This is a genomic window from Streptomyces sp. CA-278952 (genome assembly GCF_028747205.1).
Lineage (GTDB): Bacteria > Actinomycetota > Actinomycetes > Streptomycetales > Streptomycetaceae > Streptomyces.
Window position 1 is genome coordinate 1,757,153 of record NZ_CP112880.1, and the last position, 24,489, is coordinate 1,781,641.

The 24,489-nt window shown below is 70.8% G+C and carries 20 protein-coding genes and 1 pseudogene; 9 read left to right on the forward strand and 12 right to left on the reverse strand.

The features are described 5' to 3' along the window. Positions 1 to 246: 246 nt before the first annotated feature. Entirely contained in the window at positions 247 to 1,416 is a 1,170-nt protein-coding gene (locus N7925_RS07580) for a trypsin-like serine peptidase (RefSeq protein ID WP_265598937.1), read from the forward strand. A 222-nt stretch (positions 1,417 to 1,638) separates the two neighbouring features. Continuing rightward, positions 1,639 to 2,006 (forward strand): annotated as a pseudogene (locus N7925_RS07585) (hypothetical protein); the annotation flags it as partial. A 93-nt stretch (positions 2,007 to 2,099) separates the two neighbouring features. On the opposite strand, the gene hflX reads toward N7925_RS07585, so the two are convergent. The 7 genes from hflX to N7925_RS07620 form a co-directional block, all read right to left on the reverse strand. Continuing rightward, positions 2,100 to 3,620, reverse strand: coding sequence for a GTPase HflX (gene hflX / locus N7925_RS07590; RefSeq protein WP_274343432.1), 1,521 nt, complete (start codon positions 3,618 to 3,620; stop codon positions 2,100 to 2,102). Between the two features lie 131 nt (positions 3,621 to 3,751). Then, on the reverse strand, positions 3,752 to 5,197 hold the full coding sequence (locus N7925_RS07595) for a M1 family metallopeptidase (protein ID WP_274343433.1): 1,446 nt from the start codon (positions 5,195 to 5,197) through the stop codon (positions 3,752 to 3,754). Between the two features lie 255 nt (positions 5,198 to 5,452). Next, on the reverse strand, positions 5,453 to 7,618 hold the full coding sequence (locus tag N7925_RS07600; RefSeq protein ID WP_265598939.1) for a RelA/SpoT family protein: 2,166 nt from the start codon (positions 7,616 to 7,618) through the stop codon (positions 5,453 to 5,455). A 171-nt stretch (positions 7,619 to 7,789) separates the two neighbouring features. Further along, positions 7,790 to 8,656 carry a diaminopimelate epimerase gene (gene dapF, locus N7925_RS07605; RefSeq protein WP_274343434.1) on the reverse strand — a complete coding sequence of 289 codons (867 nt, stop codon included), beginning with the start codon at positions 8,654 to 8,656 and terminating at the stop codon, positions 7,790 to 7,792. 136 nt (positions 8,657 to 8,792) lie between these two features. Then, positions 8,793 to 9,245 carry a hypothetical protein gene (locus N7925_RS07610; protein ID WP_265603796.1) on the reverse strand — a complete coding sequence of 151 codons (453 nt, stop codon included), beginning with the start codon at positions 9,243 to 9,245 and terminating at the stop codon, positions 8,793 to 8,795. A 345-nt stretch (positions 9,246 to 9,590) separates the two neighbouring features. Next, positions 9,591 to 10,451, reverse strand: a complete 861-nt coding sequence (locus tag N7925_RS07615; protein WP_274343435.1) for an ATP-grasp domain-containing protein — start codon at positions 10,449 to 10,451, stop codon at positions 9,591 to 9,593. A 130-nt stretch (positions 10,452 to 10,581) separates the two neighbouring features. Continuing rightward, positions 10,582 to 11,925: a glutamine synthetase family protein gene (locus N7925_RS07620; protein ID WP_274343436.1), complete on the reverse strand. Its 1,344-nt coding sequence runs from the start codon at positions 11,923 to 11,925 to the stop codon at positions 10,582 to 10,584. 697 nt (positions 11,926 to 12,622) lie between these two features. Between N7925_RS07620 and N7925_RS07625 the strand changes: the two genes are divergently transcribed. Further along, positions 12,623 to 12,931, forward strand: a complete 309-nt coding sequence (locus tag N7925_RS07625; protein WP_274343437.1) for a type II toxin-antitoxin system PemK/MazF family toxin — start codon at positions 12,623 to 12,625, stop codon at positions 12,929 to 12,931. 93 nt (positions 12,932 to 13,024) lie between these two features. Here N7925_RS07625 and miaA read toward each other — a convergent pair whose 3' ends face one another. Continuing rightward, positions 13,025 to 13,963, reverse strand: a complete 939-nt coding sequence (gene miaA, locus N7925_RS07630; RefSeq protein WP_274343438.1) for a tRNA (adenosine(37)-N6)-dimethylallyltransferase MiaA — start codon at positions 13,961 to 13,963, stop codon at positions 13,025 to 13,027. Positions 13,964 to 14,174: 211 nt separating this feature from the next. Between miaA and N7925_RS07635 the strand changes: the two genes are divergently transcribed. Beyond that, positions 14,175 to 14,477 carry an antitoxin gene (locus N7925_RS07635; RefSeq protein ID WP_274343439.1) on the forward strand — a complete coding sequence of 101 codons (303 nt, stop codon included), beginning with the start codon at positions 14,175 to 14,177 and terminating at the stop codon, positions 14,475 to 14,477. A gap of 63 nt (positions 14,478 to 14,540) precedes the next feature. On the opposite strand, the gene N7925_RS07640 is transcribed toward N7925_RS07635, so the two are convergent. Both N7925_RS07640 and miaB read right to left on the reverse strand, forming a co-directional pair. Next, positions 14,541 to 15,260: a class III extradiol dioxygenase subunit B-like domain-containing protein gene (locus N7925_RS07640; protein WP_274343440.1), complete on the reverse strand. Its 720-nt coding sequence runs from the start codon at positions 15,258 to 15,260 to the stop codon at positions 14,541 to 14,543. Positions 15,261 to 15,465: 205 nt separating this feature from the next. After that, a complete protein-coding gene (gene miaB, locus N7925_RS07645) occupies positions 15,466 to 16,986 on the reverse strand; it encodes a tRNA (N6-isopentenyl adenosine(37)-C2)-methylthiotransferase MiaB (RefSeq protein ID WP_274343441.1) in 1,521 nt (506 codons plus the stop codon). 156 nt (positions 16,987 to 17,142) lie between these two features. Here miaB and N7925_RS07650 point away from each other — a divergent pair, with 156 nt between their 5' ends. After that, positions 17,143 to 18,144, forward strand: a complete 1,002-nt coding sequence (locus N7925_RS07650) for a TAXI family TRAP transporter solute-binding subunit (protein WP_265598948.1) — start codon at positions 17,143 to 17,145, stop codon at positions 18,142 to 18,144. A 134-nt stretch (positions 18,145 to 18,278) separates the two neighbouring features. On the opposite strand, the gene N7925_RS07655 is transcribed toward N7925_RS07650, so the two are convergent. Continuing rightward, complete coding sequence (locus N7925_RS07655; RefSeq protein ID WP_265598949.1) at positions 18,279 to 19,673, reverse strand: sensor histidine kinase; 1,395 nt, start codon at positions 19,671 to 19,673, stop codon at positions 18,279 to 18,281. A 19-nt stretch (positions 19,674 to 19,692) separates the two neighbouring features. Further along, entirely contained in the window at positions 19,693 to 20,385 is a 693-nt protein-coding gene (locus N7925_RS07660) for a response regulator transcription factor (protein ID WP_274343442.1), read from the reverse strand. A gap of 450 nt (positions 20,386 to 20,835) precedes the next feature. Between N7925_RS07660 and N7925_RS07665 the strand changes: the two genes are divergently transcribed. The 4 genes from N7925_RS07665 to N7925_RS07680 all read left to right on the forward strand — a co-directional run bounded on the left by N7925_RS07665 (position 20,836) and on the right by N7925_RS07680 (position 24,354). Continuing rightward, positions 20,836 to 21,621 (forward strand): amino acid ABC transporter ATP-binding protein, encoded by a 786-nt coding sequence (locus N7925_RS07665; protein WP_026291196.1) that lies wholly within the window; start codon positions 20,836 to 20,838, stop codon positions 21,619 to 21,621. A 32-nt stretch (positions 21,622 to 21,653) separates the two neighbouring features. Further along, a complete protein-coding gene (locus N7925_RS07670) occupies positions 21,654 to 22,577 on the forward strand; it encodes a glutamate ABC transporter substrate-binding protein (protein WP_265598951.1) in 924 nt (307 codons plus the stop codon). Positions 22,578 to 22,768: 191 nt separating this feature from the next. Continuing rightward, positions 22,769 to 23,416, forward strand: coding sequence for an amino acid ABC transporter permease (locus N7925_RS07675; protein WP_265598952.1), 648 nt, complete (start codon positions 22,769 to 22,771; stop codon positions 23,414 to 23,416). Continuing rightward, the gene (locus tag N7925_RS07680) at positions 23,413 to 24,354 is read left to right on the forward strand and encodes an amino acid ABC transporter permease (RefSeq protein ID WP_265598953.1); all 942 of its coding nucleotides are present in this window, start codon (positions 23,413 to 23,415) and stop codon (positions 24,352 to 24,354) included. Before N7925_RS07675 ends, N7925_RS07680 begins: the two co-directional genes overlap by 4 nt. Positions 24,355 to 24,489 lie beyond the last annotated feature (135 nt).

A 24,489-nucleotide genomic window follows, 5' to 3' on the forward strand; every position in this document is an offset into this window, starting at 1 on the left:
CGCCGTCCGCGATGGATCACGGGTACATCGGAACATCCTCGCGGCGACGGAACCGCGGACCTGCCTCGTACCGTCACCATCGGCACCGGCATAGTGGGGGCCGCACAGCGGCGCGGAGCACCTGTTCCGGCGCCCGGAGTGTCCGCGAAACAGCACGAGTACCGAGTGACGAAGTCCCAGGGGGATCACGAGATGCGACCCATTCGCCCGACCGATACCGCACGGCGCGGGAGGCGCGCACGGCGCATGCCCTCCACCGCGCTCGCCGCGACCGCCGTCGCCGCCGTTCTGGCACTCACCGCCACGGCGTGCGGTCCGGAGGAGGACAACGCGGGCGGTACGCCCAGCGCCTCGGCCGGCCAGTCGTCCGACGGCAAGGTCGTCATCCCGGACGACCTCAAGAACCGTCTCAAGGAGCACGGGATCGACCCCGACAAGTGGCGGGACGGGGAGTGGAAGAACTGGGACAGGGACAAGTGGCTGCGTGAGGCCAAGGACTTCGTCAACCCGATCATCGACGGCCTGTGGGACCCGGACCGGATGCGGGGGGCCGACAAGCCCCCGGAGAACCCGGTCGACAACGACATCTCCGGCGACGACGGCGTGACGGACCCGACGCCGGCTCCGGTCCAGGCCGCCGGTGTCGCGACGCCGTACCACGACAACGCTCCCGAGTCCGGGAAGCTGCTCTTCGACGGCCCGCAGGGGTCGATGGTCTGTTCCGCGACCGTGGTGAAGGACCCGGCGAACCCCGGCAAGTCCAACATGGTGTGGACGGCCGGGCACTGCGTGCACGCGGGCAAGAAGGGCGGTTGGTACCGCAACATCGCCTTCGTCCCGGCGTACAACAACGACGGCCTGTCGCTGGCCGAGCTGGAGACCGCGCCCAAGGAGAAGATCGCTCCCTACGGTGTGTGGTGGGGCCAGTGGGCCCAGACCTCCGAGCAGTGGATCGCCGAGGGCGCGGCCGTCGGCGGCCAGGGCGCCCCGTACGACTTCGCGGTGCTGCACGTGACGCCGGAGAAGGGCGCGGGCGGCAAGTCGCTGGAGGAGACGGTCGGTTCGGCGCTGCCGGTGGAGTTCGACGCTCCCGCGGTACCGGAGATCGACGCCATGACGGCCACGGGTTACCCGGCCGCGCCGCCGTTCGACGGTCAGAAGCTGCTCCAGTGCGAGGGCAAGCCGGGTCGGCTCTCCGTCTTCCAGGACCAGCCCACGATGTACCGCGTCGGGTGCACGATGACCGGCGGTTCCTCCGGCGGCGGCTGGGTCGCGGCCGGGCAGGACGGCAAGCCCGCCCTGGTCTCGAACACCTCGATCGGCCCGGTCACCGCGGGCTGGCTGGCCGGGCCCCGGCTCGGCAAGGAGGCCGAGGGCATCTACCGCGCGGTGAGCGAGAAGTACGCGGGCCAGTAGGTCCCGGCTTCCGGCGACGGACCCACCCTCCGCACGAAATCACGGGATCACGGGATCACGGGATCACGGGATCACGGGATCACGGGATCACGCATATCGACCGCGGCCCCCGGTACGGCAGTAGCCGGCCAGGGGTCGCGGTCGATCCGCGACGGGCCCCGGAATCAAGCATGACAAGTACATGACAGAATGCACGACCGCTCCGCGTTCAGCCGCAGGTCCGACTACGCGGTCCTGCATGTGAAGCCCGAGAACGGTACGAAGTCGCTGGAGGAGACGGTCGGCAACGCGCTGCCGGTCTTTTTCGACGCTCCGAAGATCCAGCGGATCGTCGGCACGGGGGCCTCTTGGGCTGCCCGGCCGGCTCTCGATCGCCCCGGGGACCCCGACCATGTATCGCATCGGCTGCACGATGGCCGGCGGTTCCTCCAGCGGCGGCTGGTTCGTCGCCGGACCGGACGGGAAGTCGACGCTGGTGTCCAACACCTCGATCGGCCCGGTCACTTCGGGCCGGCCGGGCCGGCCCCCGGCTCGACGACGACGCCCGACGCACTTTCACGATGATGAGCGACAAGTTCGCCGGCCGGTAACCCCGGCCGCCGACGGTACGCCGAAGGCCCGGCCCCGACTCTCCGGAGAGAGTCGGGGCCGGGCCTTCCGGCTGTCGCGCGGTCCCGGATACGTCAGTGCGCGGCGGGGACGAAGGTCCCGAGCTCCGCGGCCAGCTCCTCGTGGACCTGGGCCTTGAGCAGGGTGCCCTCGGCGGTGTGCTCCTCGGAGAGCACCTCGCCCTCGGCGTGCACCCGGGAGACCAGAGCCCCCTGGATGTAGGGCACGAGCACCTCGATCTCGACGGACGGACGGGGCAGCTCGGCGTCGATGAGCGCGAGCAGCTCGTCGATTCCGGCGCCGGTCCTAGCCGAGACCGTGATGGCGTGCTTCTCGTTGCGCAGCAGCCGCTGGAGGACCAGGGGGTCCGCCGCGTCCGCCTTGTTGATCACGACGATCTCGCGTACGTCCACCGCGCCGACGTCCCGGATCACCTCGCGCACCGCGGCGAGCTGCTCCTCCGGCACCGGGTGGGAGCCGTCCACCACGTGGAGGATGAGATCGGACTCGCCGACCTCCTCCATGGTGGAGCGGAACGCCTCGACCAGGTGGTGCGGCAGATGCCGGACGAACCCGACGGTGTCGGCCAGGGTGTAGATGCGGCCGCTCGGCGTCTCGGCCCGGCGGACGGTCGGGTCCAGGGTGGCGAACAGGGCGTTCTCCACCAGGACACCGGCCCCGGTCAGGCGGTTGAGCAGCGAGGACTTGCCGGCGTTGGTGTATCCGGCGATGGCGACGGAGGGCACCTTGTGGCGCTTGCGCTCCTGCCGCTTGATCTCGCGGCCGGTCTTCATCTCCGCGATCTCCCGGCGCATCTTCGCCATCTTCTCGCGGATCCGTCGCCGGTCCGTCTCGATCTTGGTCTCACCGGGACCACGGGTGGCCATGCCGCCACCGCCGCTGGAACCGCCGCCGCCCATCTGACGGGAGAGCGACTGACCCCAGCCGCGCAGGCGCGGCAGCATGTACTGCATCTGGGCCAGCGAGACCTGCGCCTTGCCCTCACGGGACTTGGCGTGCTGGGCGAAGATGTCGAGGATGAGGGCGGTCCGGTCGACCACCTTCACCTTGACGACATCTTCCAGGTGGATCAGCTGGCCGGGGCTCAGCTCACCGTCGCAGACGACGGTGTCGGCACCGGATTCGAGCACCATGTCACGGAGCTCCAGCGCCTTGCCCGAGCCGATGTAGGTGGCCGGGTCCGGCTTGTCGCGCCGCTGGTACACCGCGTCCAGCACCTGTGCGCCCGCCGTCTCGGCGAGTGCGGCGAGCTCCGCGAGGGAGATCTCCGCGTCGCGCACCGTCCCCGAGGTCCAGACGCCGACCAGCACCACGCGCTCCAGGCGCAGCTGGCGGTACTCGACCTCGGTGACGTCCTCGAGCTCCGTGGAGAGACCGGCCACGCGTCGCAGCGCGGCACGCTCGGAGCGGTCCAGCTGATCGCCGTCCCGCGCTCCGTCGATCTCCTGGCTCCAGGCGACGTCCTCTTCCATCAGGGCGTCGGCCCGAAGGCTTTCGGTGAGGCTCTCGGTGGTGTTCTCCGTGGCGCTCTGCGCGTCCTGCGCGTCCTGGGGAAGGGAAGAAGAGGAGGTCATTGGATCCTTACGTCGATAGAAGTCTTTACGTCAGTCACAACGTGTGATCTTCCCGGATGATTCCCTGCCGGGAACTCCGGTGCGGTCCGCCGCGCCGACGCGTCGATAGTGGCACGGCCCCACCGGGCCCGTCACGCGGGTTTCGCGCTGCTCCAGTCGGGGTGGCCGGGCATCGGCGGGGTCTTCTCGCCGTACAGCCAGCCGTCGAAGAAGGCGGACAGGTCCCGTCCCGCGATGCCGGACGCCAGCCGGGTGAAGTCCGCGGTGGTCGCCGTGGAGTCCCGGTGCACCCGGACCCAGGTGCGCTCCAGCCGGTCGAAGGCGGCCTCGCCGATCTCCTGGCGCAGGGCGTAGAGCACCAGCGCGCTGCCGTCGTACATGACCGGCCGGAACAGGCTGAGCTTCTGCCCCGGGGCCGGGCCGTCCGGATGCGCCGGCGGGCCGCCGTCCGCGCGCCAGCCGTCGGACAGCTTGTACGCCTCACGCATCCGCCGCTCCAGGGTCCCGCCGCCGTTCTCCTCGGCGTACCGGGCCTCGTACCAGCTGGCGTGTCCTTCGTTGAGCCACAGGTCGGACCAGCTCGCGGGCGAGACGCTGTCGCCGAACCACTGGTGGGCCAGCTCGTGGATCATCACCGAGTCGACGTACCACTCCGGGTAGCCGGGCTCGGTGAAGAAGGACTTCCCGAACAGGGACAGCGTCTGGGTCTCCAGGGCGAAGCCGATGGGGCTGTCGGCGACGAGCACCCCGTACGTCTCGAAGGGATAGCGGCCGACCTGCTTCTCCATCCACTCCAGCTGGGCCGGGGTCTTCTTCAGCCAGGGCTCCAGCTTCTTCCGGTCGGCGGCCGGGACGACGTCGCGCACCGGCAGTCCGTGCGGGCCGGTGCGGTGCAACACGGCGGAGCTGCCGATGGAGACCTGGGCCAGCTCGGTGGCCATGGGGTGCTCGGTGCGGTAGGTCCAGGTGGTCGTGGCCCCGCGCCGGGTCTTTCCCGCGGGCAGGCCGGCCGCGACCGCCGTCAGCTTCTCGGGGGCGGTGATCCGGAAGGTGAAGTACGCCTTGTCGGAGGGGTGGTCGTTGCCGGGGAAGACGCGGTGGGCGGCGTCGGCCTGGTTGGCCATGGCGAGACCGTCGGCGGTGCGGACCCAGCCGCCGTCGTCCCCGGACCCGCTCGGGTCGCTGGTGTGCCGGACGGTGATGCTCAGCGGTACGCCCGCGGGGAGGCGGCGGGGGGCCTGGACGACCAGGTCCTCGTGCTTGCTGCCGAAGTCGGCCGCCAGTCCGTTGACCTCGACCCCCTGGACGGTGCCCCGGGCGAAGTCGAGGTTGATCCGGTCCAGCGGGGCGGTGGTGCGGGCCCTGATCTTCGTGACCGCGTCCAGGGGCTCGGTGTTGCGGCCGTGGTACGTGAAGGCGATGTCGTACGCGAGGACGTCATATCCGGGGTTGCCCAGCTCGGGGAAGAGCCGGTCGCCGATCCCCAGGGGTTCGGGGGCGGGCAGGGTGGCGGCGACGAGGGTGGCCGAGGCGGTCGTCAGCAGGGCGGCGCGCAGGCTGCGAGTGAGGAGCGGCATGGACTACGGCTATCAGCGCGTCGTCGCCCGGCCGGGGAGCCGCGCGCCGCACCACTCGAACGAGAACGGCCCACGCGTGGGAAAAGCGGTTGCATATCGCGGCGCGGCGAGTGGTGCAGAGGGCGAACGCCCACGTGTGGGAGGAGCGGTTCGGCCGGCCGGTACACGCCGCTTCGGGCCGGGCCGCTTCCGGTGCGCGCCGCTCCCGTGGGGGCGGCTCGGTCGGCCGGGGCCGCTGGTGAGGGTCCGGGCGTCTCAGCCGGCGGGGGCCGGGTGCTGGGCGCGGCTGACGTCATAGACCCCGGCGACCTCGCGCATGGCGCGCATCAGGGCGGGAAGGCCCGCCGCGTCGGGGAGCTGGAGGGTGTAGGTGTGGCGGACGCGCTGCTCGCTGGGCGGTTCCACGGTGGCGGAGACGATCGCCGCCTCGGCGGTGGCGATGGCCTCGGTGAGGTCGGCGAGGAGCCGGGGGCGGCCGAAGGACTCGGCGACCAGCGTGACCCGGCAGCCCGCGTCGGATTCCCGGCCCTCGGCGTCGGCCCAGCGTGCCCCGACCGGGGCGCGGCCGATCTCCTGCATGGCGGCCACGGCGGGGCACTCGCGGCGGTGCACGGTGACGGTGCCACCGCGAACGACGAAGCCGGTCAGCTCGTCGGGGGGCACCGGCGTACAGCAGCCGGCGAGGCGCACCGGCGCGTCCGGCCCGTCGACGACGACGCCGGTGGCGCGGGGGCCGGACCGGGTGCGCGCCGGCGCGGTGGCCTGGGCGTCGCGCTCCGGGGAGGCGGGCTCGGCCGGGCCGGGTCCGCCGTCGTACAGGGACGTCATCGTCGAGGGAGTGGGCTTCGCCTCTTCGGGGTGGTCGGTGAGCCAGCCGGTGATCGCGATCCGGGCGGTGGGGGTGCGCGCGTGGTCGAGCCAGTCGGGCGAGGGACCGGAGGCGGTGTCCTGGGCGAGCAGCAGCTGCACGGTGTCGCCGTCGCTGAGGACGGTGCTCAGGGTGGCGAGGCGGCCGTTGACCCGGGCCCCGATGGAGGTGTGCGCCCGGTCGCCGTACTGCGCGTAGGCGGCGTCGACGCAGCTGGCCCCGGCGGGCAGCCCGAGGGTGCCTCCGTCGGTGCGGAACACGGTGATCTCGCGGTCCTGGGCGAGGTCGTCGCGCAGGGTGGTCCAGAACGTGTCGGGGTCGGTGGCGGACTCCTGCCAGTCCAGCAGCCGGGAGAGCCAGCCGGGCCGGGTCGGGTCGGCGCGCTCGTCGGACGGCTCGCTCGGCGGGGTGGCGGCGTCCTGGGCGTACGGGTTGCCCAGTGCGACGACGCCCGCCTCGGCGACCTTGTGCATCCGGTGCGTGCGGATGAGGACTTCGGCGACGGCGCCTCCGGGGCCGACGACCGCGGTGTGCAGCGACTGGTACAGGTTGAACTTGGGGGCGGCGATGAAGTCCTTGAACTCGGAGATCACCGGGGTGAAGCAGGTGTGCAGTTCACCGAGGACGGCGTAGCAGTCGGCGTCCTCGGTGACGAGGACGAGCAGTCGGCCGAAGTCGGTGCCGCGCAGTTCGCCGCGTTTCCTGCGGACCCGGTGCACGGAGACGAAGTGGCGTGGCCTGATGAGGACTTCGGCGCTGATGCCCGCGTCGCGCAGGGTGCCCCGCACGTTGTCGGCGATGGTGTCGAGGGGGGCGTCCGGGCCGGCCGCGGCGGCGATCAGGGCGCGGGTGTGCTTGTACTCCTCGGGGTGCAGGATCGCGAAGACAAGGTCCTCCAGCTCGGTCTTGAGCGCCTGCACGCCGAGCCGTTCAGCGAGCGGGATGAGGACGTCCCGGGTGACCTTGGCGATCCTGGCCTGTTTCTCGGGGCGCATCACGCCGAGGGTGCGCATGTTGTGCAGCCGGTCCGCGAGCTTGATCGACATGACCCGGACGTCGTTGCCGGTGGCGACGAGCATCTTGCGGAAGGTCTCCGGTTCGGCGGCGGCGCCGTAGTCGACCTTCTCCAGCTTCGTCACGCCGTCGACGAGATAGCAGACCTCGTCGCCGAACTGCTCGCGTACCTGGTCGAGCGTCACTTCCGTGTCCTCGACGGTGTCGTGGAGCAGGGAGGCGGTGAGGGTGGTGGTCTCGGCGCCGAGCTCGGCGAGGATCAGGGTGACGGCCAGCGGATGCGTGATGTACGGCTCGCCGCTCTTGCGCATCTGGCCGCGGTGCGAGGATTCCGCGAGGACGTAGGCCCGGCGCAGGATGGTCAGGTCGGCGTCGGGGTGGTGGGCGCGGTGCGCCTCGGCGACATGTCCGATGGCGTCGGGCAGCCGGTCGCGGGAGACCGGGCCAAGCAGTGCCACCCGGCCCAGTCTGCGCAGATCGATCCGGGGGCGGCTCCGCCTGCGTAGGGGAGCGCCCGGATCGGCGGCCTCTGCACTCATGGGCACCTCCGGCGACGTCGACCGGCGCTGGCGAGGAGCGGATGCCCCTCGGGACCGGTGCTTGATGCTATCGACCCCACCACGTGGCGCAGACCCGCTCTCGCCCAGCGTGAAACGGATCACCCATTCGAGCGAAGCTCGGGTCGGTCATGGTTTCGCGTGAGCCATTCCTCAGGAGGTTTCGAGCCAGGCCGGGTCGATGACGCCCTCGGCGACGATCACCGCGGTCCCGGTCATGTCGATCGCGCCGTCGGGGTGCTCGGTGATGGCGAGGGTGCCGCCGGGGAGGTCCACCCGGTAGGTGGCGGGGAGGCCGGTCGTCGCGGGGTCGGCGCCGTCCCGGCGGGCGGTGGCGACGGCGACCGCGCAGGCGCCGGTGCCGCAGGAGCGGGTCTCGCCGGAGCCGCGCTCGTGGACGCGCATGCCGACGTGGCCCGGTCCCCGGTCGACGACGAACTCGACGTTGACGCCGTCGGGGTAGACGGCGCCGGGGCTGACGGGCGGGGCGGTGAACAGGTCGCCGGCGTGATCGAGGTCGTCGACGAAGGCGACCGCGTGCGGGTTGCCCATGTTGACGTTGCGGGCGGGCCAGCTGCGGTCGCCGACGCTGACCGTGACGCTCTCCTCGGGCAGCAGGGCGCGTCCCATGGAGACCGTGATGTCGCCGTTCTTCGCGAGGTGCACGCGCTTGGGGCCGCCCCGGGTGGCGACGGTGAGGTCGCCCTCCTCGACGAGGCCGGCGCGCTGGAGGTAGTGGGCGAAGACCCGTACGCCATTACCGCACATCTCGGCGATCGAGCCGTCCGCGTTGCGGTAGTCCATGAACCACTCGGCCGCGTCCGCCATGGAGTGCGCCTCGGGGTGTGCGGCCGACCGCACGACGTGCAGCAGGCCGTCCCCGCCGATGCCGGCCCGGCGGTCGCAGAGCCGGGCGACGACGGCGGCGGGCAGCGAGAGGGCGTTGTCCGGGTCCGGGACGATCACGAAGTCGTTCTCGGTGCCGTGACCCTTGAGGAAGGCGATCTGCGAGGTGCTCACAGGCCAACTGTACGAGGCGGCGCCGACAACCCGCACGAGCGGACCCTGTGGCCGGGTCCGCGACCGGCCCCGGCCCCGGCGCCGCCCGGCCTCGTGCAACCGCGCGCCGTCCCGGCGCGGGGCGTGCACCCCCGGGTCAGCGCAGTCGGTCCACGCGCCAGACGGCGAGGGCGACCAGGGCGGCGCCGGTCGCCACGTACAGCGCGATCACCCGCCAGTCGGGACGGGCGCCGGAGCCGCGGGAGGGCAGGCCCGGCCAGGTGTGCCCGACGCGGCGGGCGGCCATCATGCCCCAGCCGGCCGCGCAGCAGCTGATCAGGAGACCCAGCATGGCGACGATGGCGCCACCGTCGCCGAACTCGAAGGCGAGGGGAAAGGCGAACATCAGCGAGCCGACCGCGGCCAGTACGACGATGGGGGCGAGCTGCCAGATCCGCAGCTTGCGGGTGGGCCGCAGCTCGACCTCGACCTCGGGGGTCACGTCCTGTTCGTCGGGCCCGTCAGGACTCAGCCGTCCCGCGGTGTCCCGCGGTGACGGCACGTCATGCTCTGTGCCGCGCTGCTCCGTGTCGCGAGGGCCGGCCTCCATCGCCACGCGCCCTCCCAACTCGGACTCCACTGGTGGATCGATGCTCGATGATGGCACGATCACGGGTGCCGAATTGACGGGCGGGGCTTCCCGATGCCATCACGTGATCAGGCTGTTATAGCCGGGCTTTGGGGTTTATGCAGGTCAGGCACCTGCTGCTAATCAGCGAGTCAGCAAGAGGTCAACAATAGCCCCAGGTCAGCGCCGGATTGAGCGGTCGCGGCCCGTCTGAAGAAGGAACCCTCTCGATCATGTCGAACAAGCTTGCGCGGGGTATGGGCAGCTACGCCCTGGAGAAGAACCTCACCCGGGACCCGCGACGCCGCGTGCGGGAGCCGGGTTGTGTCAGCTGTACGTGCTGGAAGTGTCCTGGCCGCCCCCGGTGCTCCGCAGACGTGTCCCGGACAGACGCCGCACCAGGGCGGCAGCCAGATCATCGGCGGCAGTAGAACTGTGGGTGAGGAACAGCGAGGGTTCGATGACTTCGCATTCCAGTAGCAGCGGGGCGCCCTGTGGCCCGGGTACCAGGTCGATCCGTGCGTACAGCGGACAGCCGAAGCGGGCGGCCACGGCCTTGACCACGGCGTCACCGCAGTCGAGTTCCGGCCCGGTCGCGGGGCGGGGAGTCACGGTCGCGGTGGTGAACAGCCCGCCCTGGGCCTCGGCGCCGGGCTTGAGCAGAGCACTGCGCCGCACGGCGTGACTGTAGGCCCCGTCCAGGTAGATCAGCGACAGTTCTCCGTGTGCGTCGACGGCGTGCTGGTAGGGCTGGGTCAGTACGGTCCTGCCCCGCGCCAGCAGCTCCTCGGCATGGCGGTGTGCCCGAGTCCGCTCCGCCGTTCCGGGACCGTAGCGCGCGGTGTCCTTGGCGGAGCACGAGACGGACGGTTTGACGACGTACTCACCTTCCGCGGGGGCCTCCCACTCCTTGCCCGGGCTGGTCCATGTGCTGGGCACGACCGGCACGCCGTCGGCGGCGAGGTCGGACAGGTACCGCTTGTCGCTGTTCCACTCGACCATGGGGAAGTGGTTGAACAGCACCGACTCCGTGGCCGCCCGGCGAGCCCAGGTGAGGAACTCGTCGCTGCGCTTGGGGTAGTCCCATGGGGCTTCGAGCACGACGGCGGCGAACCGGCTCCAGTCCACGGGCTCGTCCCACGGCAAGGCCACCGCTTCGATGCCGACCCGCGCCAGAGCCGCGGTCAAAGGAGCCAGGTCGTCATCGGGTTCGTCCGGAACACGGGCATGGACCAACGCGACCTGGACTCGCTGCATTGCTGGTTCTACTGATTCGCCTCGGGGCCGGACCGGACGGTGCGACTGCGACACGTCGGGGTCAGTAGCGCCAGCGGGTGGCTTCGACGGTCTCCGCCCGGGTGCGGCCGGCGAAGAGGCTGTCCTCCGCGCCGCGTACCGCGAGTACCGAGCCGAAAAGGTGGTCCCCCATCGCTTTACGGAGCACCGCCGAGCCCTTGAGGTGACCGACTGCCTCATCCAGGCTGGTCGGGAGCCGCTCGATACCGAGCCGCTCGAGATCATCGGTGTCGGCGTGCGCCGGGTCATCGCCGTACTCCTCGGGCAGGCGCAACGCCTCCTCGCACCCCGCCAGACCGGCCGCGATGACCGAACCCACCACAAGGTAGGGGTTGGCCGCCTGGTCGAAGCACTTGAGTTCGGCGTTCGTGCACCGTGATGCCCGGTCCGCCGGACCGGTGACGAACCGCAGCGCAGCCTCCCGGTTCTCCCAGCCCCAACAGCGGTAGACACCGGCCCAGGCGGACGGTGCCAGCCGCAGGTAACTGGCCGGGGCGGGGCAGCCGATCGCCGTCAGAGCGGGCAGGGACCGCAGAACGCCGGCGAGGAACGCCTCACCCTCCGCCGTCATGCCACGAGCCCCGCTGCCGCCATGCAGGAGGTTCTCCTCGCCGCGCCACAGGCTCAGGTGCAGATGCCCGCCGTTGCCGATGCCGGATGCTGTCGTCAGAGGGGCGAAAGACGCCTGCAACCCATGAGCGTGGGACACGGTGCGCACCGTGTGCCGCACCAGGACGGCGGTGTCGGCGGCGCACAGCGGACCGTCGGCGGCGGTGGACACCTCGAACTGCCCCGGTTCGTACTCCGGGTGAACCTGGAGGACCTCCACACCCTGCGCGGTGAGCGCATCGACAACGTCAAGGAGATACGCACCGGAATCCGCCAGCCGGGACAGCCCGTAGGCCGGACCGTCGCCGATACGCCCCGGACCGACGCTCCACTCCGTCTCGAACCCCATGAGCAAGCGCAGCCCCAGATCCGCCGCCCCCTGCACCATGCGGTTCACGAAGGACCGATGGCACCCCGGGTACGGTGCCCCGTCCTGGCTGAAGCGGTCCGCCGGCGCCCAGGCCCAGCCCGGCTGTGCCGCCAACGGGGTGAGCCGGTTCATCTCCGGAAGCAGCAGCAGGTCGCCGACCGGTCCGCCGTGGCCGTCCGCACGGGCCACCGAATCGTCCACCAGGAACGTATCGAACACCGGGGACATCCCCACGCCATGGTCCGCGAGCTGGGGCAGACGTCCCAGCGGCACGGCCTTCATCCGGCTGACGCCGGCGTTGTCGACCCAGCTCAGCGCGACAACGCGCACCCCTGCCTCGGCCATGCCGGCCATCGCCTGCTCCGCTCCCGCCGCGCGGTCAGTCATGCCCACAGTCATGCGGTCATGATCAACCAAACAGACCCCCGGTCATCCTCCCGCCACTCCGCAACCGGCGCGGCCACCACCCCATCAGCAGATGACGACGCATGGCGCCGGGTTCTCCCCTTCTCTACAGGAGGGCTCTCTGCGGGAGGGCGACACCACGCGACTGACGTAGCACGGCGGGCGCGATCGACGAGGCAGTGCCACGCTGTGGGGGTGCGCGCGGTGATCGTTGACCGTGTCCGCACAGCAGCACAGCCTCTCAGCTGGACATGGCAGCTCTCTGACCGGTTGCCCTGCCGTGGTTGACGAAAGGTGGCAGGGGCGCTCATGAGCATCTTCGAGACTCTGGAGTCCGAGGTACGGAGCTACTGCCGCGGCTGGCCCGCCGTGTTCGACCGCGCGCAGGGCGCCCGGCTGACCGACGAGGACGGACCAGCGGTTTTGTTCGACATGGTCAGAGCGAAACAGCATCGAGTGGACCGCGCAACCCTCCGACGGCGGTCGCCCTTCGGCGCGAGGAACCGCGCTGGCGAGCAGGGTCTACGCTGTGACCCGCGGCCACAACGTGATCGTTTGCCTCCACACATGGATGATCAACGGGAGGCCGCACCCGTCTCCACAGCGCGTCGGGGGCGCGCAGCGCCCGCCCGCCGCTCCTGCGTCCGGAGGACATGTGCAACGTGGCGAAGTGTGGTGGGTGGAGTTCGACGAGCGGCGGCCGGTCGTGCTGCTGTCGGGAGACGACGCGTCCGGGTTCCGGGTGATGCAGGTCGTCGCTCGGGCGGGTGTCGACATCACCGGTCTGGGCGTCGAAGTGGCCGTAGGCGCTGGGGAAGCACTGCCCTTTGAAGGCGTGTTGCGGTTCGCGTTGCCACGTCCGGGCTTTACCCCTTGCACGTGGGTGACCACTGTGTCCTGGGACGACCTGATCGAGCGAGCGGGCGTTCTGTCCTCCGCGAAACTCAGCGAGATCGAGACCGCCCTCCGTCTCGGGGGACTCGCGTAGGCTCTGATGAAGCCCCGCAACCCAGAATTCTCTCTGCCCTGCGTCGATGCAGCACTGAAGGTTTCTGTTGCAGGTCGTTCTCCTGACGAGCGATCAGGCCGTGACCGCTCGTTCGACCAACGTCAGCGCCCGGTGCGGGAGTTCCCCCCGGTCACGGTGTCCGCCTCCGAGCCACACGACACGCGCGTCACGGCGGAACCAGGAGTCCTGACGGCGGGCGAAGCGCTTGGTGGCGCGTACGGTCTCGGCCCGCGCGTCGTCCTCGGTGCACTCCCCCGCGAGCACCGCGAGGATCTGCTGGTAGCCGAGGGCCCGCGAGGCCGTGAGGCCCTCGCGCAGCCCGGACGCCTCCAGGGCGCGCACCTCGTCCACGAGCCCCGCCTCCCACATCCGGTCGACACGCAGGGCGATCCGCTCGTCCAGTTCGGGGCGGTCCACGTCGACGCCGATCTGCACGGCGTCGTAGACCGGCTCCTCGCCGGGGAGGTTGGCGGTGAACGGCTTGCCGGTGATCTCGATGACTTCGAGGGCGCGGACGATGCGTCGGCCGTTGCTCGCCAGGATGGACCGGGCGGCCTCCGGGTCGGCGGCGGCGAGGCGCTCGTGGAGGACGCCCGAGCCGCGCTCGGTCAGCTCCGCTTCGAGGCGAGCGCGCACCTCGGGGTCCGTACCGGGGAACTCCAGGGCGTCGATGGCGCCCTTCACGTACAGCCCGGAGCCGCCGACGAGGATCGGCGTGCGCCCCTCGGCGAGCAGCCGGTCGATCTCCAGGCGGGCCAGTCGCTGGTACTCGGCGACGCTGGCGGTCTCGGTGACGTCCCAGATGTCCAGCAGTCGGTGCGGCACGCCGTCGCGCTCGGGGAGCGTCAGCTTCGCGGTGCCGATGTCCATGCCCCGGTAGAGCTGCATGGAATCGGCGTTGATCACCTCGCCGCCGAGCCGCTGGGCGAGAAAGACTCCCAGATCCGACTTTCCGGCTGCGGTGGGGCCTACGACGGTGATGACGCGGGGAGCGGAAGCGGGAGGGGTCACCCGGACAGTCTCCCAAATATCCGGGCCCTCCGGACCACACCGGGTCTCCGGAGGGGCGCGGCCGTGCACGCAGAGCGACGTCAAGGAAGCGCCGGGGAAGCGCAATGAGGCGTGTAAAAACGGCAAGAACGGACAAGTGACGGACAATGGGGGCGGGAGCACGCTCCCGCGAACAGTTCTCGAGAGTCCTCACTGCACGGAAGGTGACCCAATGGGGTTCCTGGACAACCTGAAGGCCAAGCTGGGGCCGGCCAAGGACAAGGTCGGCGACCTCGCGCAGCAGCACGGGGGCAAGATCGAGCAGGGCCTCGACAAGGCCGCGCGCACGGTCGACCAGAAGACCAAGGGCAAATACAGCGACAAGATCGATTCGGGGACGCGCAAGGCCAAGGAGGCCGTGGACAAGCTGGGCAACAAGGACGGGGGCACCCCCGGTACGCCTGGCACCCCAGGAACTCCGGGTACGCCCGGTACTCCCGGCAGCACTCCTCCTCCGCCGCCGCCCGCTTCCTGACACGGTGACCGCGGACCGGCGGCGGGTACGGGGCCGAGGGCTCCGTACCCGCCGCCGGTCCGTTCAGGACCAGGCGGCGACGGTGTAGCCCACGCCGTACGGGGCGTCCTCGTACAGCAGTCGACCGGCGAGCCCGGCGCCCCGCGCGGCGCCGCCGAGCAGTTGCCAGGGGGCACGTCCGGCCGCCTTGAGTTCACGGGCGAGCGTCGCGTCGAGCGCGGCGAGGGCGTCGAGGTCCGCGGAGCCGAGCGCTTCGGTGGCGCGGGCGTCGAAGGCGGCTGCCCGCTCGTCGAGGTAGCCGGGGGCCTTGAGCGTGCGGCAGGCGCTGCCGTCGCCCATCACGAGGAGCGCGACCCGCTCGGCACGCCGGGCGAGGGAGTGTCCGGCCGCCGCGCACTCCGGGGCGGCCTCGCTCTCCGCCACGGCGAACCCGTCGACGGGAGCGCCCGTCCATCGGGCCCGGCCCAGCAGCCAGGCGCCCACGGTGAGGGACCCCGGCAGCGGCCGGTCCGGGGCGGCGGCATCCGGCGGGGCGTCACCGAGTGTCACGTCGAGGTTCACGCCGATGCCCCGGAAGGACCCGCGCGCGCCTGCCGGGTGGGGCCCGGCGGACCGGTCGTCAGCCGGTCCCACGACGACGAGCAGGTCCGGGCGCGAGGCGGCGAGCACACCCACGGCGTCGAGGCACGCGTCACGCGCGGCCTCGAGCTCGGGGGCGGCCCCGGCGGCGACCTCGGGCACCAGGAGCGGCGGACAGGGGCACACGGCGGCGGCGACAAGCATGCCGGTCAGCGTACTTGTCGTAAGCCGGAGGCCGGGGCCGGTCGGCCGCGCGGGATCTGTGCGCCGGAGTCGACGGCTACTGCCCACGGGTCCGGGGGGAAGGGGCCGACAGCCGCTGCCACTACCTCCGAGCCTGCGGCCGGCTGCTGCTACCGCCGGTCCTGGCCGGGACCGGCGGCCGGGACCGCTGAGCGGCCCCGATCCGTCAGCCGATGCCGCAGGCCGGGGCCGCGGTGGCCGGGAGCGGGTCCGGGGCGCCGATGCCGGGGAGGCCGAGCATCACTCCGGCGGGCTTGGCGGCCGCCTCGGTGGTGCGCTTCTCCCAGGCGTCGCCCGCGCGGGTGGACCGTACGGCGAGCGGTGTGCCCTCGGCGAGCAGGTGGTGCGGAGCGGCGTAGGTGATCTCGACGGTCACGACGTCGCCGGGGCGCACGGCCTTCTCGGGCGGTGTGAAGTGGACCAGCCGGTTGTCGGGGGCGCGGCCGGAGAGGCGCCGGGTGGCGCCGTCCTTGCGGCCCTCGCCCTCCGCGACCATGACGTCCAGGGTGCGGCCGACCTGCTTCTTGTTCTCGTCCCAGGAGATCTGCTCCTGGAGGGCGGACAGGCGCATGTACCGCTCCTGGACGACCTCCTTGGGGATCTGGCCGTCCATGTCGGCGGCGGGGGTCCCGGGGCGCTTGGAGTACTGGAAGGTGAACGCGTTGGCGAAACGGGCCTCGCGGACGGCGTGCATCGTCTGCTCGAAGTCCTCCTCCGTCTCGCCGGGGAAGCCCACGATGATGTCGGTGGAGATGGCGGCGTCCGGCATCGCGGCGCGCACCTTCTCGATGATTCCCAGGAAGCGATCCTGGCGGTAGGAGCGGCGCATCGCCTTCAGGATGCTGTCCGATCCGGACTGCATCGGCATGTGCAGCTGCGGCATCACGTTGGGCGTCTCGGCCATGGCGGCGATGACGTCGTCGGTGAAGTCGCGGGGGTGCGGCGAGGTGAAGCGGACGCGCTCCAGGCCCTCGATGGCACCACAGGCGCGCAGCAGCTTGGAGAAGGCCTCGCGGTCGCCGATGTCGGAGCCGTACGCGTTCACGTTCTGGCCGAGCAGGGTGATCTCGGAGACGCCCTCGGCGACCAGGGCCTCGATCTCGGCCAGGATGTCGCCGGTGCGGCGGTCCTTCTCCTTGCCGCGCAGCGCCGGGACGATGCAGAAGGTGCAGGTGTTGTTGCAGCCGACCGAGATGGAGACCCACGCGGCGTAGGCGGACTCGCGGCGGGTGGGGAGCGTGGAGGGGAAGGCCTCCAGGGATTCGGCGATCTCGATCTGCGCCTCCTCCTGGATGCGGGCGCGCTCCAGGAGGACCGGCAGCTTGCCGATGTTGTGGGTGCCGAAGACGACGTCGACCCAGGGGGCCCGCTTGACGATGGTGTCGCGGTCCTTCTGCGCGAGACAGCCGCCGACGGCGATCTGCATCCCGGGGCGCTTGGTCTTCATGGGCGCGAGGCGGCCGAGGTTTCCGTACAGCTTGTTGTCGGCGTTCTCCCGCACCGCGCAGGTGTTGAAGACGACGACGTCGGCGTCACCGTCGGAGCCTTCGGGGGCCCGGACGTAACCGGCGCCCTCCAGGAGACCCGACAGCCGTTCGGAGTCGTGGACGTTCATCTGGCACCCGTAGGTGCGCACCTCGTAGCTCTTCTGGACGTCCACTGCTTCGCTCCGGTTGCCGCTGCTCATGGGACAAGGGTAGGCGGTTGCCGGGCGGCCCCCTCCCGTCCCCTTCCCTTCCCCGGGCCCCGCCCGTCCGCCGCCCGGCCCGGCTCGGCCCGCTGTGGGCCGGGCCTCACGGAGAAGCCTGGTCAGGGAGGCAGGTGAGCTGGCAGGATCGCGCGCATGTTCCACGCTCTGTCCCGATTCGGCCGTCGGCGCACCCTGCAGACGGGCGCCGTCCTCGCGGTCGTGCTCGGGCTGCTCGCGTGGTGGTTGCAGCCCGGGGGGGACGAGGGGGAGCCGAGCGGGTCGCTCACCTTCTCCACCGGAGTGCCCAGCGGTGTCTACCAGCGGTACGGGGAACGGCTGGAGGGCGTGCTCGCCAAGGACATGCCCGAGGTGTCCATCCGGCTGCGGACCAGCGAGGGGTCGCAGCAGAACCTCGCCCGGGTGGCGACGGGCGAGGCGGACTTCACCATCGCCACCGCCGACGCGGTGGCCACCTATCTGCGCGACGGCAGGCCGGGGGCCCAGCGACTGCGCGGCTGTGTCCGGCTGTACGACGACTACGTCCAGCTGGTCGTGCCCCGCGACTCCGACGTGCGGACGGTCGCCGACCTGCGGGGCAAGCGGGTGGGCGTCGGCCAGGAGGGTTCCGGGGTGCGGCTGGTCGCGGACCGGCTGCTGGCGGCGGCGGGGCTCGATCCGGCCGCCGACGTCACACCGGTGCCGGTGGGCATCGACACCATGCCCGTACGGCTGACCCAGGGCCGGCTCGACGCGTTCTTCTGGTCGGGCGGGCTGCCGACCGCGGCCGTGCAGGAGCTGTCGCGGCGCTTCGACATCCGGCTGGTGCCGCTGGAGGCCGAGCTGGTCGCTAAGCTCCAGGCGGCGACCGGCCCCACCCGCTTCTACCGGTCCGCCATGATGCCCGCCGACGTGTATCCGCAGGCCCAGCAGGGTCAGGCGGTGCCCACGGTCGCCGTCGCCAATCTGCTCGTCACGACCGACCGTACGGACGCGGCCATGACCGAGGCCTTCACCCGGGCGGTGATCAACAGCCGGGACCGGATCGGCCGCGAGGTCCACGCGGCGCAGTTGGTGGATCTGCGGACGGCGATCTACACGGATCCGCTGGACGTGCACGACGGGGCCAAGGCCTACTACCGCTCGGTGAAGCCGTGAAGCCCCGTCGCTCCTGAAGCCCCGTCGCTCCTGAAGCCCCGTCGCTCCTGAGGCCCCGTCGCTCCTGAGGCCCCGTCGCTCCTGAGGCCCCGTCGCTCCTGGAGGACCCACGGCGCCTCCCGCCCGGCTCCTCCTCAGCTCCCCGGCAGGTCGCGGGGGACCGAGACGGTCACCCGCAGGCCGTGCGGTTCGTGGTGCTCGTACGCGATCGAGCCGCCGCCCGCCGCGAGCAGCACCCGGGAGATGGAGAGCCCCAGGCCCGATCCGCTGATGTTCTGGTGGCGGGGGCTGCGCCAGAAGCGGTCCCCGACGCGCTCCAGCTCCGCTTCGGTGAGGCCGGGGCCCCGGTCCGCGACCACGACGGTCACCGCGCGGGCTCCGGCGGCGACGGTGACGGTGACGTCCTCTCCGGCGGGGGTGAACTTCAGGGCGTTGTCGACCACCGCGTCCAGGGCGCTGGAGAGCGCCACGGGGTCGGCGAAGGCGGTGGCCGCCGGGGCCCCGTCCAGGGCGAGGTTCACGCCCTCCCGCTCCGCCATCGGGCGCCAGGAGGCGACCCGCTCGGCGGCGAGCGGGACGATGTCGATCAGCTGGAGGTCCGCCTCGGCGTGCTCGGCCAGCGCGAGGTCCAGGAGGTCGTCGAGCACCCGGGCCAGCCGCTTCCCCTCGGTGCGCACAGCTGCGATCTCCTCGCTGTCCTCGGGCAGCTCCAGGGCGAGCAGCTCGATGCGCAGGAGCAGGGCGGCGAGCGGGTTGCGCAGTTGGTGCGACGCGTCGGCGACGAAGGCGCGCTGCTGCTCCAGCACGTCCTCGACGTTGTCCGCCATCTCGTTGAAGGAACGAGCCAGGCGTCTGAGCTCCGGCGGCCCGGCGGAGGCGGCGACCCGGGAGCGCATACGGCCGCCGGCGATGTCGTGGGTGGCCGCGTCCAGGGTCCGTACGGGCAGCAGGACCCAGCCGGTGAGCCGTACCGCCGCGCCGACCGCCACCAGCAACGCCAGCGCCTCGCCGAGGCCGATGAACAGCCAGGTCCGCAGGGTCCGGGACCGCATCTCGCCGGTGGACGAGTCGAGGACGACCACGGCGACCACATCGCCGTCGCGCACGACGGGCGAGGCGACGACGACGCGGCCGTCGCGCCAGGGCCAGATCTGCGGGGGGTCGTGCGAGCGGCGGCCCAGCAGCGCCTCGTTGAAGGCCGTGCGCCCCTCCCCCTTGGCGGGCAGGGTCCAGTAGCCGGGGGCCTTGGCCAGGGCCCGGTAGTCCCGGAAGAAGACGCCGGCGCGGATGTCGTACACGGAGGCGTAGAGCTCCAGGTCGGTCTGGAGGGTGCGGCGCCGCTCCTCGCTGTCCGGTGAGGTGTCGGTGATGGACTGCGCCAGGGCGGCGAACCGTGCGGTGTCGTCGATCCGGTCGATCACCAGCCGCTGCTGCTCGGCGGCGGCCACGCTGATCGCTAGCGGGAAGCCGAGGGTGAGCAGGACGGCGGCCATCAGGACGATGAGCAGCGGGAGCAGGCGGGAGCGCACCGGGAGACGTACCCGCCGGTTACGCGGACGGCGCGACGAGCCGGTAGCCGACGCCCCGCACGGTCTCGATCAGGGCGGGCAGCCGCAGCTTGGAGCGCAGGGAGGCGACGTGGACCTCCAGGGTGCGTCCGGTCCCCTCCCAGCTGGTGCGCCAGACCTCGCTGATGATCTGCTCGCGGCGGAAGACGACGCCGGGGCGCTGGGCGAGAAGGGCCAGCAGGTCGAACTCCTTGCGCGTGAGCTGGACTTCCGTGCCGCCGACGCTGACCCGGCGGGTCGGCAGCTCGATGGTGACCGGACCGAGGCGCAGGGCGGCGACGGGGGTCTGCGCGGTGTCCTCGCCGCTGGTGGTGCGCCGGGCGACCGCGTGGATACGGGCGAGCAGCTCGCCCGTGTCGTACGGCTTGGTGACGTAGTCGTCGGCGCCGAGGTTGAGCCCGTGGATGCGTGAGCGCACATCGGCACGGGCGGTGACCATGATCACGGGGGTCGCGGTGCGTTTGCGGATCTTCCCGCACACCTCGTAGCCGTCCTGGTCGGGCAGGCCGAGGTCGAGGAGGATCACCCCGAAGGGCTCCTTCTCGGCGGGCAGCAGGGCGCGCAGGGCCTCCTCGCCGTTACGGGCGTGCACGACCTGGAATCCGTGCCGGGCGAGCACGGCGGACAGGGCCGCCGCGACATGGTCGTCGTCCTCGACGAGCAGCAGTCTCATGGCCCTCCTCTCCGTGTTTCCCGGGGCCGTACGGCTCCTCGGGTCTCCGTGCTTCCCCGGGGCCGTGCGGCTCCCGGGGCTCGTTCGCTTCGTCGTTCCGCCGGCATCACCGTCGCACGGCGTCACCGCGTAGGGCCCGACATTAACCCGCGCTTCATCCGCGAGGTCCCCCGAGAGCCCCGATGAGACTTCCCGTTCTGCGGTGTTTCACGTCTTCCTCGTTCAGGCATCCACGCCGATGAACGGCACACCAGTCAAGAGCCTGCCGGTTACAGCAGGGTTTCCGTTATGCACCCGGTACGCCTCCGGGGTGGCCGGGGCGTCCTGTTCACACGGAGTGTCCGGTTGCCGCCGGATCGTTATGCTCAATTTCCGCTCAGATGTAATGACGTTGGTAGCACTGCGTCATTAGTCTCCTTGTTCAACCGAGGAGGACGGAGCAAGAAGCCGATGAGCGGAGTTTCAGTGACCAAGGACGCCGAGGATGCCGCGCCCGCGGCGAACGACCTGGTCGTACTGAGCAACGTCAACAAGCACTTCGGCGCGCTGCATGTGCTCCAGGACATCGACCTGACCATCGCCCGTGGCGAGGTCGTGGTCGTCATCGGGCCTTCCGGGTCCGGCAAGTCCACGCTGTGCCGCACGATCAACCGCTTGGAGACGGTCGATTCGGGAGCGATCTCGATCGACGGCAAGCCCCTGCCCCAGGAGGGCAAGGAGCTGGCCAGGCTGCGTGCCGACGTGGGCATGGTCTTCCAGTCGTTCAATCTCTTCGCACACAAGACGGTGCTGGAGAACGTCATGCTGGGCCAGGTCAAGGTCCGCAAGGCCGACAAGAAGGCGGCGGAGGAGAAGGCCCGGACCCTGCTCGACCGGGTGGGCGTCGGCGTACAGGCCGACAAGTACCCGGCACAGCTCTCCGGTGGTCAGCAGCAACGCGTCGCGATCGCACGGGCGTTGGCGATGGACCCGAAGGTCATGCTCTTCGACGAGCCCACGTCGGCGCTCGACCCGGAGATGATCAACGAGGTCCTGGAGGTCATGCAGCAGCTGGCCCGGGACGGGATGACGATGATCGTCGTCACCCATGAGATGGGCTTCGCCCGTTCCGCCGCCAACCGCGTCGTGTTCATGGCCGACGGGAAGATCGTCGAAGAGGCGACCCCCGACCAGTTCTTCAGCAACCCGCGCAGCGACCGGGCCAAGGACTTCCTGTCGAAGATCCTTCACCACTGACGACAACGACCCACGACCTAAGGATTGTTCACATGAAGCTCCGTCAGTCCGCCGCCGTCGCGGCCATCGCCGTCCTCGCCCTGACCGCGACCGCCTGCGGCGGCAAGGAGGGCTCCGCCGGTGACAAGCCGGGCGGCACGAAGCCCGGTTCCTCCGAGGCCCCCGCACTGCCCACGTACACCGCGGCCAAGGACGTCGCCCTGGACTCCCCGGTCTTCAAGAAGGCCAAGGAGCGCGGCAAGCTGATCATCGGCGCCAAGGCCGACCAGCCGTACCTCGGCTTCGAGGACCAGTCGACGAAGGAGCGCTCGGGCTTCGACATCGAGATCGCCAAGATGGTCGCGGCCGACCTCGGCTTCTCCGACAAGCAGATCGAGTGGAAGACCGTCGACTCCGGCGTCCGTGAGACGGCCATCTCCAAGGGCCAGGTCGACTACTACGTCGGCACGTACACGATCAACGACGAGCGCAAGAAGCAGGTCGGCTTCGCCGGGCCGTACTACAAGGCCGGCGCCGACCTCCTGGTGCGCAAGGACGACAAGTCGATCACCGGCAAGGACGCGGTGAAGGGCAAGAAGGTCTGCTCGATCGTCGGCTCCACGCCGCTCCAGGAGATCAAGAAGCCGGAGTACGGCGCGAGCGTCGTCGAGCTGGCCAAGTACTCCGACTGCGTGCAGCAGCTGCTGACCAAGCAGGTCGACGCCGTCACCACGGACGACTCGATCCTCAAGGGTTACGCCGCCGCCAACTCCGGCAAGCTCCACGTCGTCGGCAAGCCGTTCACCGACGAGCCTTACGGCATCGGCCTGGACAAGGACGACAAGGTGCTCCGCGAGGCCATCAGCAAGTCGCTGGAGGAGCGCGTCAAGGACGGCACGTACAAGAAGATCTACGAGGCCACGCTGGGTCTGTCCGGTGCGGACTACGTCGAGCCGCCGGCCATCGAGCGCTACTGACGCCGTCGGCCTTCGTCCCGCGGGCTCCGGCCCGCCGTCGAGAGGCCGGCACCCCGTCATCCGTCACGACGCCCCGCGAGTGACCCAGGCGTCCCGTACGCCACCGCGGTTCCGGTTTTCCCGGGGACCGCGGGCGTACGGGGCGCCCCTTCCCCTGCCCTGATGCCGCTGACCGCCGACGCGGAGACCTCATGAACGTACTGCTCGACAATTTCCCAGAGTTCCGCGACGGCTTCATAGGAACCGTGTCGATCACCGCCGTCAGCTCGGTTATCGCCCTGGTCCTCGGTGTGCTCATCGCCGGATTCCGGGTCTCGCCGGTGCCGCCGCTGCGGTACTTCGGCACCGCCTGGGTGACGCTGATGCGCAACACCCCGCTGACGCTGCTCTTCCTGATCTTCTTCTTCGTCGTGCCCGAGATCCTCTTCCCGGGGATGAGCCCGTTCGTGCTCGGCTCGCTGGCGCTCGGCTTCTACACCTCCTCGTTCGTGTGCGAGGCGGTCCGCTCCGGCATCAACACCGTGCCGCTGGGACAGGCCGAGGCCGCGCGTTCCATCGGGATGACGTTCGCCCAGACGCTGCAGATCGTGGTGCTCCCGCAGGCGACACGGAGCGTGATCCCGCCGCTGAGCAGCATCTTCATCGCCCTGACGAAGAACTCCGCGATCGCCGGCGCCTTCAGCGTCGCCGAGCTGTTCGGCTGGCAGAAGCTGATGAGCGACCGGGGCTACGACATCGTCCCCGTCTTCATCTGGGTGGCCATCGGCTACCTGATCGTCACGTTTACCATCAGCGGCCTCTTCCGGCTGCTGGAGCGTCGCATGGAGGTCGCCCGATGAGCGCCAGCGTTCTCTACGACGCCCCGGGTCCCAAGGCCGTCGTCCGCAACCGGATCTACGCGGTCGTCGGCAGCCTCGCCATCGCGGCCCTGATCGCGATCAGCATCGTGCGGCTCGCCGACAAGGGGCACCTCGCCCCCGCGATGTGGGACATCTTCAACTACACGGGCATCCGGCAGAACATCGCCGACGCCCTGCTCGCCACCCTCAAGGCGTTCGGTCTCGCCGCGATCGGCTCACTGGTCCTCGGCGTGGTCCTGGTGGTGGGCCGGCTCTCCGACCACAAGCCGGTCCGCTGGGCGGCGACCACCTTCATCGAGCTGTTCCGCTCGCTCCCGCTGCTGATCACCATCTACGCCATCTGGGTCGGCTTCCTCACCGACTACTCGATGTGGGCGCTGGCCGCGGGTCTGTCCGTCTACAACGGCTGCGTCCAGGCCGAGGTGCTGCGGGCCGGCATCAACTCGGTGCCCAAGGGCCAGAGCGAGGCCGCGTACGCACTCGGCATGAGCAAGACGCAGGTCATGGTCAGCGTCCTGATGCCGCAGGCCATCCGGTCGATGCTGCCGACGATCATCGGTCAGCTCGTGGTGACCCTCAAGGACACCTCGCTCGGCTTCATCATCCTGTATCCGGAGCTGCTCCAGACCGCGCGGCTGATCGCCTCCAACACGCAGGTGAACGGCCAGTACCCGTACGTCTCGACGATCGTCGTCATCGGCACGCTCTACATCGCGATGTGCCTGCTGCTCTCGGCGCTGGCGACGTGGATCGAGAAGCGCGGCCGCCGCGCCAAGACCGGCATCAAGGTGGCGCCCGGCGCCCCGGCCGCCGGCATCCCGGCGATGGAGGCCGTTCCCGGCCCGGACGCGGGGGGCGCAGGGGGCGCAGGCCCGACGGCCGACGGTGCCGGTGCGACCGGTGTGACGAAGGACTGACCGTCCCGGGCCCTTCCCGGCCCTGACGAGCGGAAGCATTCGAGGCAGCGGCGCACGCGTCGCTGCCTCGGTCACTTGACGCAAGCACCACCAGTGGGTTGCATACGTTCTGTGATCACGCACCCGGCTTCCTAT

Coding starts and splice junctions, on each gene's coding strand:
- N7925_RS07650 (WP_265598948.1), top strand. CDS start 17,143: ATGTTCCACGCTCTGTCCCGATTCGGCCGTCGGCGCACCCTGCAGACG.
- N7925_RS07620 (WP_274343436.1), bottom strand. CDS start 11,925: ATGACTGACCGCGCGGCGGGAGCGGAGCAGGCGATGGCCGGCATGGCC.
- hflX (WP_274343432.1), bottom strand. CDS start 3,620: ATGACCTCCTCTTCTTCCCTTCCCCAGGACGCGCAGGACGCGCAGAGC.
- N7925_RS07600 (WP_265598939.1), bottom strand. CDS start 7,618: ATGAGTGCAGAGGCCGCCGATCCGGGCGCTCCCCTACGCAGGCGGAGC.
- N7925_RS07580 (WP_265598937.1), top strand. CDS start 247: ATGCCCTCCACCGCGCTCGCCGCGACCGCCGTCGCCGCCGTTCTGGCA.
- N7925_RS07660 (WP_274343442.1), bottom strand. CDS start 20,385: ATGAGACTGCTGCTCGTCGAGGACGACGACCATGTCGCGGCGGCCCTG.
- N7925_RS07670 (WP_265598951.1), top strand. CDS start 21,654: ATGAAGCTCCGTCAGTCCGCCGCCGTCGCGGCCATCGCCGTCCTCGCC.
- N7925_RS07640 (WP_274343440.1), bottom strand. CDS start 15,260: ATGCTTGTCGCCGCCGCCGTGTGCCCCTGTCCGCCGCTCCTGGTGCCC.
- N7925_RS07675 (WP_265598952.1), top strand. CDS start 22,769: ATGAACGTACTGCTCGACAATTTCCCAGAGTTCCGCGACGGCTTCATA.
- N7925_RS07635 (WP_274343439.1), top strand. CDS start 14,175: ATGGGGTTCCTGGACAACCTGAAGGCCAAGCTGGGGCCGGCCAAGGAC.
- N7925_RS07610 (WP_265603796.1), bottom strand. CDS start 9,245: ATGGAGGCCGGCCCTCGCGACACGGAGCAGCGCGGCACAGAGCATGAC.
- miaB (WP_274343441.1), bottom strand. CDS start 16,986: ATGAGCAGCGGCAACCGGAGCGAAGCAGTGGACGTCCAGAAGAGCTAC.
- N7925_RS07680 (WP_265598953.1), top strand. CDS start 23,413: ATGAGCGCCAGCGTTCTCTACGACGCCCCGGGTCCCAAGGCCGTCGTC.
- N7925_RS07665 (WP_026291196.1), top strand. CDS start 20,836: ATGAGCGGAGTTTCAGTGACCAAGGACGCCGAGGATGCCGCGCCCGCG.
- N7925_RS07595 (WP_274343433.1), bottom strand. CDS start 5,197: ATGCCGCTCCTCACTCGCAGCCTGCGCGCCGCCCTGCTGACGACCGCC.